This window comes from Pseudomonas koreensis (assembly GCF_012986595.1).
Classification (GTDB): Bacteria; Pseudomonadota; Gammaproteobacteria; order Pseudomonadales; family Pseudomonadaceae; genus Aquipseudomonas; species Aquipseudomonas koreensis.
Window position 1 is genome coordinate 81,380 of sequence record NZ_JAAQYM010000003.1, and the last position, 13,403, is coordinate 94,782.

The 13,403-nt window shown below is 61.7% G+C and carries 12 protein-coding genes; 5 read left to right on the forward strand and 7 right to left on the reverse strand.

Annotated features, from left to right (window positions below):
- Window positions 1-178: 178 nt before the first annotated feature.
- From HBN98_RS09920 to bioB, 7 genes are all read right to left on the reverse strand, one after another.
- Window positions 179-1,984: a phenylacyl-CoA dehydrogenase gene (locus tag HBN98_RS09920; protein WP_083367736.1), complete on the reverse strand. Its 1,806-nt coding sequence runs from the start codon at window positions 1,982-1,984 to the stop codon at window positions 179-181.
- Window positions 1,985-2,260: 276 nt separating this feature from the next.
- Window positions 2,261-2,557, reverse strand: coding sequence for a hypothetical protein (locus HBN98_RS09925; protein ID WP_003228898.1), 297 nt, complete (start codon window positions 2,555-2,557; stop codon window positions 2,261-2,263).
- A gap of 109 nt (window positions 2,558-2,666) precedes the next feature.
- Window positions 2,667-3,347, reverse strand: coding sequence for a dethiobiotin synthase (gene bioD, locus HBN98_RS09930; protein ID WP_083367735.1), 681 nt, complete (start codon window positions 3,345-3,347; stop codon window positions 2,667-2,669).
- Window positions 3,344-4,156 carry a malonyl-ACP O-methyltransferase BioC gene (bioC, locus tag HBN98_RS09935; protein ID WP_083367734.1) on the reverse strand — a complete coding sequence of 271 codons (813 nt, stop codon included), beginning with the start codon at window positions 4,154-4,156 and terminating at the stop codon, window positions 3,344-3,346. Before bioC ends, bioD begins: the two co-directional genes overlap by 4 nt.
- A complete protein-coding gene (locus HBN98_RS09940; RefSeq protein ID WP_083367733.1) occupies window positions 4,149-4,880 on the reverse strand; it encodes an alpha/beta fold hydrolase in 732 nt (243 codons plus the stop codon). Before HBN98_RS09940 ends, bioC begins: the two co-directional genes overlap by 8 nt.
- Entirely contained in the window at window positions 4,873-6,051 is a 1,179-nt protein-coding gene (gene bioF, locus HBN98_RS09945) for an 8-amino-7-oxononanoate synthase (protein ID WP_083367732.1), read from the reverse strand. Before bioF ends, HBN98_RS09940 begins: the two co-directional genes overlap by 8 nt.
- A 146-nt stretch (window positions 6,052-6,197) precedes the next feature.
- On the reverse strand, window positions 6,198-7,253 hold the full coding sequence (gene bioB / locus HBN98_RS09950; RefSeq protein WP_064589529.1) for a biotin synthase BioB: 1,056 nt from the start codon (window positions 7,251-7,253) through the stop codon (window positions 6,198-6,200).
- A 91-nt stretch (window positions 7,254-7,344) separates the two neighbouring features.
- Here bioB and HBN98_RS09955 point away from each other — a divergent pair, with 91 nt between their 5' ends.
- The 5 genes from HBN98_RS09955 to rarD all read left to right on the forward strand — a co-directional run bounded on the left by HBN98_RS09955 (window position 7,345) and on the right by rarD (window position 13,234).
- On the forward strand, window positions 7,345-8,079 hold the full coding sequence (locus HBN98_RS09955; protein ID WP_083367731.1) for a ComF family protein: 735 nt from the start codon (window positions 7,345-7,347) through the stop codon (window positions 8,077-8,079).
- 183 nt (window positions 8,080-8,262) lie between these two features.
- On the forward strand, window positions 8,263-9,027 hold the full coding sequence (locus HBN98_RS09960; RefSeq protein WP_083367730.1) for a TOBE domain-containing protein: 765 nt from the start codon (window positions 8,263-8,265) through the stop codon (window positions 9,025-9,027).
- Between the two features lie 71 nt (window positions 9,028-9,098).
- Window positions 9,099-11,000, forward strand: coding sequence for a PhoX family protein (locus tag HBN98_RS09965; protein WP_083367729.1), 1,902 nt, complete (start codon window positions 9,099-9,101; stop codon window positions 10,998-11,000).
- A 166-nt stretch (window positions 11,001-11,166) separates the two neighbouring features.
- A complete protein-coding gene (locus tag HBN98_RS09970; RefSeq protein ID WP_083367728.1) occupies window positions 11,167-12,141 on the forward strand; it encodes a serine/threonine protein kinase in 975 nt (324 codons plus the stop codon).
- Window positions 12,142-12,346: 205 nt separating this feature from the next.
- The gene (rarD, locus tag HBN98_RS09975; RefSeq protein WP_064589534.1) at window positions 12,347-13,234 is read left to right on the forward strand and encodes an EamA family transporter RarD; all 888 of its coding nucleotides are present in this window, start codon (window positions 12,347-12,349) and stop codon (window positions 13,232-13,234) included.
- The last annotated feature ends 169 nt before the right edge of the window (window positions 13,235-13,403 follow it).

The following is a 13,403-nucleotide window of genomic DNA, read 5'->3' on the forward strand; positions in this document are numbered from 1 at the left end:
GCATTGCAATTAATTGGCCAGCCTTTCGAGAAACATTTTGAATCAATAAACACTGAGGTTCGCGCTGTTGGCGCACCGTTTCTGCTGGGGAAACTCCCCCGGAATTGGGGATAAATCCAACGCGAAAAAAAACCGCTGCCCCCGAAGGCGCAGCGGTTTCGTCAGACCGCGTTAAGGCTTAGTAGCCCAGTGCGAAGTCTTCTTCCTTCATGTCCATCAGGTTGTTGGCGCCCGACAGCATGGTGGCCACGTGGGTACGGGTACGTGGCAGGATGCGCTGGAAGTAGAAACGCGCGGTTTGCAGCTTGGCGGTGTAGAACGCTGCGTCGCCGCTGCCTTCTGCCAGCTTCTCGGCGGCGACACGTGCCATGTCGGCCCAGAAGTAGGCCAGGCAGGCGTAACCGGAGTACATCAGGTAGTCCACGGAGGCCGCGCCGACTTCTTCGCGGTCTTTCATGGCGGCCATACCGACCTTCATGGTCAGCTCGCCCCACTCTTTGTTCAGTGCCGCCAGCGGTGCAACGAACTCTTTGACGGCTTCGTTGCCTTCGTTGGTCTGGCAGAACTTGTGGACGATCTTGGTGAAGCCTTTCAGAGCCTCGCCTTGAGTCATCAGCACTTTACGGCCCAGCAGGTCGAGCGCCTGGATACCGGTGGTGCCTTCGTACAGCATCGAGATGCGGCTGTCGCGAACGTTCTGCTCCATGCCCCACTCGGCGATGAAGCCGTGGCCGCCGTAGATCTGCACGCCGTGGTTGGCAGCTTCGAAACCGACTTCGGTCATGAAGGCTTTGGCGATCGGCGTCATGAACGCCAGCAGTGCGTCGGCTTTCTTTTTCTCTTCTTCGTCGACGCCGTATTTGACGATGTCGACCTGTTTGGCGGTGAAGTACACCATCGCGCGGTTGCCTTCGGCGAATGCCTTCATGGTCAACAGCATGCGGCGCACATCCGGGTGCACGATGATCGGGTCAGCGGCTTTTTCCGGCGCTTTCGGGCCAGTCAGGGAGCGCATTTGCAGACGATCGCGAGCGTATTTCAGGCCGCCCTGGAAGCCGATTTCGGCGTGAGCCAGACCTTGCAGTGCGGTACCCAGACGCGCGGTGTTCATAAAGGTGAACATGCAGTTCAGGCCTTTGTTCGCCGGGCCGATCAGGAAACCAGTGGCGCCGTCGAAGTTCATCACGCAAGTGGCGTTGCCGTGGATGCCCATCTTGTGTTCCAGCGAGCCGCAGCTCACGGCGTTGCGTGCACCGACGGTGCCATCCGCGTTCGGCAGGAACTTTGGAACGATGAACAGCGAAATGCCTTTGGTGCCAGCCGGTGCGTCCGGCAGGCGGGCCAGTACGATGTGGACGATGTTGTCGGCCATGTCGTGTTCACCGGCCGAGATAAAGATCTTGGTGCCGGAGACTTTGTAGGAACCGTCGGCCTGAGGCTCGGCCTTGGTGCGCAGCATGCCCAGGTCGGTGCCGCAGTGCGGTTCGGTCAGGCACATGGTGCCGGTCCACTCGCCGGACACCAGTTTGGTCAGATAGGCTTCTTGTTGCTCAGGGGTGCCGTGCTCGGAGATGGTGTTCATCGCGCCGTGCGACAGGCCTGGGTACATGCCCCACGACCAGTTGGCTTCGCCAACCATTTCGCTGACGGCCAGACCCAGCGACTCCGGCAGGCCCTGACCGCCGTGCTCGACGTCGTGCGCCAGGCTTGGCCAGCCGCCTTCGACGAATTGCTTGTACGCCTCTTTGAAGCCAGTCGGGGTTTTCACGCCGGACTCGCTCCAGGTGCAGCCTTCGAGGTCGCCCACACGGTTCAGCGGTGCCAATACCTGCTCACAAAACTTGGCGCCTTCTTCGAGAATGGCGTCAACCATGTCCGGGGTTGCGTCGGCGCAAGCCGGAAGGCTCTGATAGTGCGCTTCGTAGCCGAGCAGTTCGTCACGAACGAAGCGAATATCACGCAAGGGGGCCTTGTAGTCAGGCATAGCGATAAACCTCTGCTGATGTAACCGGGAATGAACGACCGTGTTGATTTGTTATGACGGTCAAACAGTTGTTTGAAACATACGTTTACGCCGAAATCTTGTCAAGCATCGATCTTTTGCCGTTCGTCATCCGCTTTTTAAAACGCCGGGCACCGCAAACCGCCATGAGCTGCGGAGCATCACGGGCGATAAAAAAAGATTAGTTGAGGGAGAAGGACTTACAACGAAAAACGCCGCGACAGGGCGCGGCGTTCCATAGGCAGACAGCGAGAAAAATCAGGCAAACGTGTCGATGATCGTACCGAGCATTTCATCGGAGGCCTTGGCGACCTTGGTGCCCAGCTCCACCTGGAACTTGCCTTGGGCCATCTCGGCCATGGCGCTGCCCGGATCCATTTGCTGGCTGCGGTCAATCCCGCGCAGACGATCCACTTGCGCCTCGGAAGACTGGCTGGTGACCGAACGCTCGATGGTGTTGTTGGCAATCTGGCTGGCGGCCTGATCGACGCGGTTCTGCCCGGTCTGAATGGTGCTCAAACCCGCATAAAAAGCTGTGTTACCGGAGATTTCCATGGGAGTTCTCATCCTTGGGAAGGATCAATGGTTACCATTGAAGCAGAGGCGCCAGAAAAACACCCGTCAAAAATACTGATGGCACAGTGCCCTGTCATAGCCAAAAACATTAGTCGAGCAAATCCAGCTGCAAATGATCCGCCACCGCCTCGGCGCTCAGCGCCTTCAATTTCGGCACACGCCCCAGGCATGGCGCCGGCAGCCGCTCGGCCAGGGTCGCCAGGTTCTCCTCCAGCCGCGATGTCTTCGGATCAATGATGTTGGCCACCCAACCGGCCAGTTGCAGGCCATCGCGCGCGATCGCCTCAGCCGTCAGCAACGCATGACTGATGCAGCCCAATCGAACACCCACCACCAGGATCACCGGCAGCTTCAACGCCATGGCCAAGTCGGAGAGATTGGCCTGATCCGCCAACGGGACCCGCCAGCCACCCGCCCCCTCAATCAGGGTGAAATCGGCATTCAGCGCCAGGATCTCGCGCATCGGTACCAGCAACGATTGCACCGTCAACGCCACGCCAGCCTCGCGCGCCGCCAGATGCGGGGCGATGGCCGGTTCGAACGCCACCGGATTGACCTGTTGATACGTCAGTGGCAACGAACACTCAGCCAGCAGTGCCAGCGCATCGGCATTGCGCAGTCCTTTGGGCGTCACTTCGCAGCCCGAAGCCACCGGCTTGCCCGCCGCCGTACTCAACCCTGCTGATCGTGCCGCATGCAGCAACCCGGCAGCCACGGTGGTCTTGCCGACGTCGGTGTCCGTTCCGGTGATGAAATAGGCTGCGCTCATAAGGGTTTCTCCAACACGGCGTAAACCACTTGATAGGTCGCCGGCAATCCCTGTGCCTGACGGTACTGCTCATAAGCCGCGACCAGACCGAGAATCCGCGCTCGCCCGGTCAAACCTCCCGGTCGACCGGGGTTCAGATTGTGCGCACCCAGCGCCTTGAGCTCATGGGTCAGGCTGCGCACATCAGGGTAATGCAGCACGTGCGCCTGATTCTGCAGACTCACCGTGCGCAAGCCGCTGTCCGTGCACGACTTTTGATAACGGGCGAACTCACGGAAGCGGTTGACGTGCACCAGCCCATCGACCTCGCGCCAGCTGTCGCGCAATTCGTACAGCGTCCCGACACAAAGACTAGCAAACGCAAAAATCCCGCCGGGTTTCAGCACGCGAACAGCCTCACTGAGCACCGACTCGAAGTCGGCACACCACTGCACCGCAAGGCTGGAGAAAATCAGCTCGCAGGTCGCATCCTGCAGCGGCAGACGCTCGGCATCACCGGCGATGAAATGCTCCGCGCCGCCCAGCGGACGTGCGTGTTCGAGCATGCCTTCGGCGATGTCCAGCGCCAACCCCTGGCCATACGGGAAACGCTCGGCCAGTGCGCGAGTGAAATAACCGGTGCCGCAACCCAGATCCAGCCAACGGGACGGCACGAAACTCGCCGGCAAGCGCTGCAGCAACTGCGTGCCAACGTCGCGCTGCAACTCGGCGACGCTGTCGTAACTGGCCGCTGCACGGGAAAAGGAGGCCGCGACCTGGCGCTTGTCGGGCAAGCCGCCGGGCAGCGCAACAAGAGACAAATCAGTCATCGCCACACTCATGTAGAAAAGCCTGGATCGCACCCGCCACACCATGGGGGTCTTCCAGAAGAAACGCATGACTGGCCTGTTCGATCAGGCCAATTTCGATATCCGGCAACAGCGCGAACAACTCGCCCGCCGCCTCCGCAGGCACCAAACCGTCCTGCCCGGCGAACAAGTGCAATTGCGGCCCACGGAACGCCTGCAACGCATCACGGGTGTCCAGTTGGGCGAGCAATTCCAGCCCGGCCATCAAGGCGGCTGGCGTGGTGTTCGGCGCGCCGCCGAGCATCAGGCGCGACAAACCGCGTGGGTCTTGCGCACCCTGGGCACACAGCAGCGTAAAACGTTTGAGCGTGGTTTTCGGATCGGCCGTGCAACCGGCAAGAAACGCATCGAACGTTTCGCCCGGCATCGCACTCGGCCATTGCTCGTGAGCCACGAAGGACGGATTACTCGCCAAGGTCAGCAGACCGCAGCAACGCTCACCGCGCCGTGCTGCCAATTCAGAGGCAAGCATGCCGCCCAGCGACCAGCCGCCCAGCCACACGTCTTGAGGAATGCGCTCATCGAGTTCGTCGAGCCAGTCCTGCAGAGCGCCGGAGTCCAGCTCCGGCAACGGCTCGATCTCGACATGCAGATGCTCGTTGAGCCCGCGCAACGCCGCCGCCAAGGGCTCCAGCGGCGAAACACCGAGGCCCCAGCCGGGCAGCAGAATCAGGCGATCACGCATGGCTTGGCTCCGGCGACAGTTGGGCAAAGCAATCGGCCAGTCCTTCTAACAATAGCTGCACCTGCGCCTCGCTGTGGGCGGCGGTCAGGGTCACGCGCAGGCGTGCGCTGCCAGCGGGCACGGTAGGCGGACGGATTGCCGTGACCATCAAGCCACGCTCACGCAGCATCTGTGACAGGCGCACGGCGCGAGCGGCATCGCCGATCAGGATCGGCTGGATCGGGGTGAAGCTGTCCATCAGTTGCAGACCGATCTGCTCGGCACCCTGGCGGAACTGGCGAATCAGCGTCTGCAAATGTTCACGACGCCAGTGTTCGCTGCGCAGCAACTCCAGACTTTTCAGCGTGGCACAGGCCAGCGCCGGCGGTTGGCTGGTGGTGTAGATGTACGGCCGGGCGAACTGGATCAGGCTTTCGATCAGCTCTTCGCTGCCGGCGACAAAGGCGCCGGCGGTGCCGAACGCCTTGCCCAGGGTGCCGACCAGCACCGGCACATCGTCCTGGCTCAAGCCGAAATGCTCAACAATTCCGCCGCCATTGGCGCCGAGCGGGCCGAAGCCATGGGCATCGTCGACCATCAGCCACGCGCCTCTGGCCTTGGCCTCACGCGCCAGCGCCGGCAGATCGGCGATGTCGCCGTCCATGCTGAACACGCCATCGGTGACCACCAGCGTGTTGCCGGTAGCCTTCTCCAGACGCCTGGCCAGACTGTCGGCGTCATTGTGCAGATACCGATTGAAACGCGCGCCAGACAGCAGGCCCGCATCAAGCAGCGAGGCATGGTTGAGCCGGTCTTCCAACACCGTATCACCCTGCCCGACCAGCGCCGTGACCGCGCCGAGGTTGGCCATGTAGCCGGTGGTGAACAGCAGCGCACGCGGCCGGCTAGTGAGATCGGCCAATGCTTCTTCGAGCGCATGGTGCGGGCCGCTATGGCCGATCACCAGATGCGACGCGCCACCACCAACGCCCCAGCGCTTGGCACCGGCGCGCCAGGCTTCGATCACCTGCGGGTGATTGGCCAGGCCCAGGTAGTCGTTGTTGCAGAACGCCAATAATGGCTGGCCGTCGACCACCACTTCAGGTCCCTGCGGGGACTCGAGCAACGGGCGCTGGCGGTAGAGGTTTTCAGCACGGCGGGCAGCAAGGCGTGCGGCGAGATCGAAAGACATGCAGGCCTCGACTTTCAAGTGACACAGATCCCCTGTAGGAGTGAGCCTGCTCGCGATGGCGGTGTATCAGTCGACATTATTGGTGAATGTCAGACCGCTATCGCGAGCAGGCTCACGCCTACAAGGTTTTGCATTTCAAGTGGCGGTCAAACCGCAGCGTTATAGAACTGCTCGCTGCTCTTCTGCTCCACCAGCGCCTGCTCGATCGCGGCCTGATGCACCTCATCGGAATGCTCTTCGCGCGCTTCCGGCTGGATGCCCAGACGCGCGAACAGTTGCATGTCCTTGTCGGCCTGCGGGTTGGCGGTGGTCAGCAGTTTGTCGCCGTAGAAAATCGAGTTGGCACCGGCAAAGAACGCCAGGGCCTGCATCTGCTCGTTCATCGCTTCGCGGCCGGCGGACAGGCGCACGTGGGATTGCGGCATGAGGATGCGCGCCACGGCGAGCATGCGGATGAAGTCGAACGGGTCGACATCGTCAGCATTTTCCAGCGGCGTGCCGGCGACTTTCACCAGCATGTTGATCGGCACCGATTCCGGATGCTCCGGCAGGTTGGCCAGCTGGATCAGCAGATTGGCGCGGTCATCCAGCGACTCGCCCATGCCGAGAATGCCGCCGGAGCAGATCTTCATCCCCGACTCACGCACGTAGGCCAGGGTCTGCAGACGCTCGCTGTAAGTACGGGTGGTGATGATGCTGCCGTAGAACTCCGGCGAGGTGTCGAGGTTGTGGTTGTAGTAATCCAGGCCAGCCTTGGCCAGCGCTGCGGTCTGCTCCTGATCGAGACGACCGAGGGTCATGCAGGTTTCCAGGCCCATGGCCTTGACGCCTTCGACCATCTTCAGCACGTACGGCATGTCTTTGGCCGACGGGTGTTTCCACGCTGCGCCCATGCAGAAGCGCGTCGAGCCGATGGCTTTGGCGCGGGCAGCCTCTTCGAGGACCTTCTGCACTTCCATCAGCTTTTCTTTTTCCAGACCGGTGTTGTAGTGACCGGACTGCGGACAGTATTTGCAGTCTTCCGGACAGGCGCCGGTCTTGATCGACAGCAGGGTGGAAACCTGCACGCGGTTGGCGTTGAAATGCGCGCGGTGCACTGTCTGCGCCTGGAACAGCAAGTCGTTGAATGGCTGTACGAAGAGGGCTTTGACTTCGGCTAAAGACCAGTCGTGACGCAGGGTGGCAGAGGTGCTGGCGCTCATGGGCAGTTCCTTGGTTATGCTTGGCTGGCGGCTGCGGGAACGGAATACCCACAGGCGCGACACGGATGTTCGGCATATTTAAGGAAGAGCCATGCGCTGTCAACCACGACACGAACAACAGGTTTACATCTGTTTAAAAAACGTACAAATCTGCTTGCTGTGCGATGAGCCCGCAGAAGCAGAAATGCCAATCTGCGTCGCCTGCGAGACCGATTTGCCCTGGCTCGGCGAGCACTGCCAGACCTGCGCCCTGCCGTTACCCGGCGCTGGCCTGACGTGCGGCGAGTGCCTGCTAGAGCCTCCGGCCTTCGAACAGGTGGTGGTGCCGTGGCGTTATGACTTCCCGGTGGACAGTCTGATTACGCGTTTTAAACACAACGCGAAATGGCCGTTTGGTCACCTGCTCGCCGACGTTGCCGGACAATACCTGCAACATCGCTTCGATGAAGGTTTGCCGCGACCCGACGTCTTGCTGCCAGTGCCACTGGCGAGCAAACGCCTGCGTCAACGCGGGTTCAATCAAGCCGCGATGCTGGGGCGATGGTTGAGCAAACAGCTCGATCTGCCGCTTGAAGAACAGGTGCTCCAGCGGATTCACGACACCAGCGCCCAGCAGGACCTCGACGCCAAGGCGCGCAAGCGCAATTTGCGTCACGCCTTCGCACTCGCGCCCGAGGCGGATGTGAAAGGTCGGCACTTCGCGTTGATCGATGACGTACTGACCACCGGCGCCACGGCCCAGGCACTGGCGCGACTGTTGAGGGATGCAGGGGCGACAAGGGTCGACGTTTATTGCCTGGCCCGTACACCAAAACCCGGAAGCTGAAATCGGCACCCTTGTAGGAGTGAGCCTGCTCGCGATGGCGGTGGAAAGGTCAGCATAGATGTTGGCAATGACAACGCCATCGCGAGCAGGCTCACTCCTACAAGGGATCTCGGCTCGGCTTGACTCTCGCGTCGCAAGCCGCCAACTTCACGTCCCAACGCCACAGCACAAAAGCCCCCATTCATGTCCATGCCTTCCCTGTTGTCCCAGCACATCGTCCGCCGTCCGCAGCGCATTGCCTTGCTGCAGCACATTGCCGAGCAAGGTTCGATCACCCGCGCCGCGAAAAGCGCCGGGCTGAGTTACAAAGCGGCCTGGGACGCGATCGATGAGCTGAACAACCTGGCGCAGAAACCACTGGTGGAACGCGTCGTCGGTGGCAAGGGCGGTGGTGGCGCCAGGCTGTCCAGCGAGGGCGAGCGAGTGTTGCGTCTTTATCAAAAGCTGCAGGCCTTGCAGGCGCAGGTGCTGGAAGCCGCCGAAGACGCCAGCGACCTGGACCTGCTCGGTCGCCTGATGCTGCGCACCAGCGCCCGCAACCAGTTGCACGGCAAGGTCGTGGCGATCGACGGCCAGGGGCGCAATGATCTGATCCGCCTCGAACTGGCCGAAGGCTTGTGCATCGATGCGCAAATCACCCACGACAGCACCGTGCACCTGGAGCTGCAACCGGGCACCGAAGTGGTGGCACTGATCAAGGCCGGTTGGCTTGAATTACTGGCGCCGAACCAGGTCGCAACATCTGGACACAATCTTCTGAGCGGTACCATCGAAGCCATTCTCGACGCCGAGGACGGCCCCAGCGAAGTGCGCGTCGCCCTGCCCAACGGCCAGATCCTCTGCGCTCTGGCCGAGCCGCTGCAGCTGCGCACGCGCGGACTGAATGTCGCGCAACCGGTGCAGGTGCAGTTTTCGCCGTCCAATGTGCTGATCGGCACGCCGCTTTAACGGACTTCCTGCAACAAAAACTTCATCGCTCCCCATTAAGGTTGCTGCCAAAACCAAGCAGGGAGCCTGATGTGAGCCTATTAGAAGAAAACCAATCCACTGATCTGGAAAAGATGGTCGGCCTCAGCCGTCGCGGTTTCATCAGCGCCGGCGCGCTGTGCGGCGCAGCCATGTTCCTCGGCGGCAACCTGCTGACCCGCAGCGCACTGGCTGCCGGAGTCAGCGCCGGCAACAGTCGCCTGCTCGGTTTCGAGAGCATTCCCGCTGCGACCACCGACGTCATCAGCCTGCCCAAGGGCTACAAATCCTCGGTGCTGATCAGTTGGGGCCAGCCGCTGCACAAGAACGGCCCGGCCTTCGACCCGAGCGGCAATGGCACCGCCGCCGCACAGGAAGTGCAGTTCGGTGACAACAACGACGGCATGAGTCTGTTCGAATTCCCCGACGACCGAAACCGCGCGTTGATGGCCATCAACAACGAATACACCAACTACCGCTACCTCTACCCGCACGGCGGCATGCCGCAATCGGCCGAAGACGTGCGCAAGGCGCTGGCCTGCGAAGGCGTGTCGGTGATCGAAGTGCAACGCAAGAACGGTCAGTGGCAGTTCGTCCAGGGCTCGCGCTACAACCGCCGGATTCATGGCAACTCGCCGCTGCGCATCAGCGGTCCGGCCGCCGGCCACGACTTGATGAAAACGGCTGCCGACAAACACGGCAAGAAAGTCCTCGGCACCTTCCAGAACTGCGCCAACGGTAAAACCCCTTGGGGCACTTATCTGACCTGCGAAGAGAACTTCACCGACTGCTTCGGCAGCAGCAACGCCCAACAGCAGTTCGACCCGGCGCAAAAGCGCTACGGCGTCTCGGCCGCCAGCCGCGAGATCAACTGGCACCCGTTCGACCCGCGTTTCGACATGGCCAAGAACCCCAACGAACTCAACCGTCACGGCTGGGTGGTCGAGATCGATCCGTTCGATCCGCAATCGACTCCGGTCAAACGCACCGCACTGGGCCGCTTCAAACATGAAAACGCCGCCCTGGCCGAGACCGATGACGGTCGCGCCGTGGTGTACATGGGCGACGACGAGCGTGGCGAGTTCATCTACAAATTCGTCAGCCGCGACCGCATCAACCACCGCAACCCGAAAGCCAACCGCGACATCCTCGACCACGGCACCCTGTACGTGGCGAAGTTCGATAACGGCGACAGCAACCCCGATCACCCGAAAGGCCAGGGCCAGTGGATCGAACTGACTCACGGCAAGAACGGCATCGACGCCAGCAGCGGCTTCGCCGATCAGGCCGAAGTGCTGATCCACGCCCGCCTTGCCGCCAGCGTGGTCGGCGCGACGCGCATGGACCGCCCGGAGTGGATCGTGGTCAGTCCGAAGGACGGCCAGGTCTATTGCACTCTGACCAACAACGCCAAACGCGGCGAAGACGGGCAACCGGTGGGCGGGCCCAACCCGCGCGCGAAGAACGTCTACGGGCAGATCCTGCGCTGGCGCACCGACCGCGACGATCACGCGTCGAAGACCTTAGCCTGGGATCTGTTCGTGGTTGCCGGCAACCCGAGCGTGCACGCCGGTACGCCGAAGGGCGGCTCGTCGAATATCAATGCGCAGAACATGTTCAACAGCCCCGATGGCCTGGGTTTCGACAAGGCCGGACGCTTGTGGATTCTGACTGACGGTGATTCGAGCAACGCCGGCGACTTTGCCGGGATGGGCAACAACCAAATGCTCTGCGCCGATCCCAAGACCGGCGAGATTCGCCGCTTCATGGTCGGACCGATCGGTTGCGAAGTCACCGGGATCAGCTTCTCGCCGGATCAGAAGACGTTGTTTGTCGGGATTCAGCACCCGGGGGAGAACGGTGGGTCGACTTTCCCCGAGCATCTGCCGAACGGCAAGCCGCGTTCTTCGGTGATGGCGATTACCCGTGAGGATGGCGGGATCGTCGGCGCCTGATAAATCGCTTTCGCGAGCAGGCTCGCTCCCACAGGGGATCGCATTCCAAATGTGGGAGCTGGCTTGCCAGCGATGGCGTCAGCACAGACACCAACCACCTCCCCCGCTGCCATCTGCGCTACCATGCTGGGCCGGACGCGGCAGCCTGCTGCGCGCAGGAGTCAGCATGGCCCACCCGTTTGAAACCCTCACCCCAGACCTTGTACTCGATGCCGTCGAAAGCATCGGGTTCCTCAGTGATGCGCGCATTCTCGCGCTCAACAGCTACGAAAACCGCGTCTATCAGGTCGGCATCGAAGACTCCGAACCGCTGATCGCCAAGTTCTACCGTCCGCAGCGTTGGACCAACGAAGCCATCCTCGAAGAACACACGTTCACCTTTGAGTTGGCCGACGTCGACATCCCGGTGGTCGCGCCGCTGATCCACAACGGCCAGACCCTGCACGAACACGCCGGTTTCCGCTTCACCCTGTTTCCCCGCCGTGGCGGCCGTGCGCCGGAGCCGGGCAATCTCGATCAGTTGTATCGCCTCGGCCAATTGCTCGGGCGCATTCATGCGGTTGGCGCGACCAAACCGTTCGAGCACCGCGAAGCGCTGGGCGTGAAAAACTTCGGCCATGATTCGCTGAACACGCTGCTCGAAGGCAACTTCATTCCCAAGAGCCTGTTGCCCGCCTACGAATCCGTCGCTCGCGATCTGCTCAAGCGTGTGGAAGATGTGTACGCCGCCACGCCGCACCAGAACATCCGCATGCACGGCGACTGCCACCCCGGCAACATGATGTGCCGCGACGAGATGTTCCACATCGTCGACCTCGACGACTGCCGCATGGGCCCGGCGGTGCAGGACATCTGGATGATGCTGGCGGGCGACCGTCAGGAATGCCTCGGCCAACTGTCGGAACTGATGGACGGCTACAACGAATTCCACGACTTCGACCCGCGCGAACTGGCGCTGATCGAGCCGCTGCGCGCCCTGCGCCTGATGCACTATAGCGCCTGGCTCGCGCGGCGCTGGGACGACCCGGCGTTCCCGCACAGCTTTCCGTGGTTTGGCACGGAACGGTATTGGGGTGATCAGGTGCTGGCGCTGCGTGAACAGCTGTCGGCACTCAACGAAGAACCTTTGAAGTTGTTCTGATTCACCAAAATCCTTGTGGGAGCGAGCCTGCTCGCGAATACGGACAGACATTCAACACTGATGTCGACTGAAACGACGCCTTCGCGAGCAGGCTCGCTCCCACAATTGTCCGCCGTTCACAATTTCCCGACCATTGCGCTACGGCATTCGTCGACAAATCTCCTTACAATCCCTCCTTTGTCAGCTGCCTGAGCAAGGATTCTGCATGCAAGCCGCCAACCCGCGTCGCGGGTACATTCTGGGCCTGAGTGCCTATATCATCTGGGGCCTGTTCCCGATCTATTTCAAAGCCATCGCCGAAGTCCCGGCCGTCGAAATCATCATTCACCGAGTGCTGTGGTCAGCGCTGTTCGGCGCCTTGCTGCTGATGGTGTGGAAGCATCCCGGCTGGTTGCGCGAGTTGCTCGACAACCCCAAGCGTCTGGCGATTCTGGCACTGAGCGGCACCCTGATCGCGGCCAACTGGCTGACCTACGTATGGTCGGTGAACAACGGGCGCATGCTCGAAGCGAGCCTCGGTTACTACATCAACCCGCTGGTCAACGTGCTGTTGGGCATGCTGATTCTCGGTGAACGTCTGCGGCGCATGCAGTGGGTCGCGGTGGGCCTGGCGGCCATCGGCGTGGCGCAGCAGGTGTGGCAGGTCGGCAGTCTGCCGTGGGTGTCGCTGGTGCTGGCGCTGACCTTCGGTTTCTACGGTTTGATCCGCAAACAGGCGCCGGTCAAAGCCTTGCCGGGACTGGTGGTGGAAACCTGGATGCTGGTACCGATTGCCCTGGCCTGGCTGCTGTTCAACCAGACCGCCACCAGCGCCCAACCCGAGTTCTGGACCACGTCACAAGCCTGGTGGCTGGTGGCGGCCGGCCCGGTGACGCTGGTGCCGCTGGTGTGCTTCAACGCCGCCACCCGCCACCTGCCCTACACCACCATCGGCTTCCTGCAATACCTGGCGCCGACCCTGGTGCTGCTGCAGGCAGTGTTGCTGTTCGGCGAGCATTTGTCGTCGAGCACCCTGATCGCGTTCATCTTTATCTGGGCCGGTCTGGCCGTCTACAGCGTCGATGCGGTGATCAGTCTGCGTCGACGCAGCTGATCAAAAAACGCACAAAGCTTCGCAGGCCACGGTTCTCGTGGCCTGCAACGTTCCTTCCCAAGGTTATCCACAGCGTGATCCCCGCCGTTTGTGCGCAACTCACTGAATGTTGGCGGTTTTTTGATCAGTTCCTTGCAAGCCCCGGCCGGCCTGGCGCTGCGCACGGTCT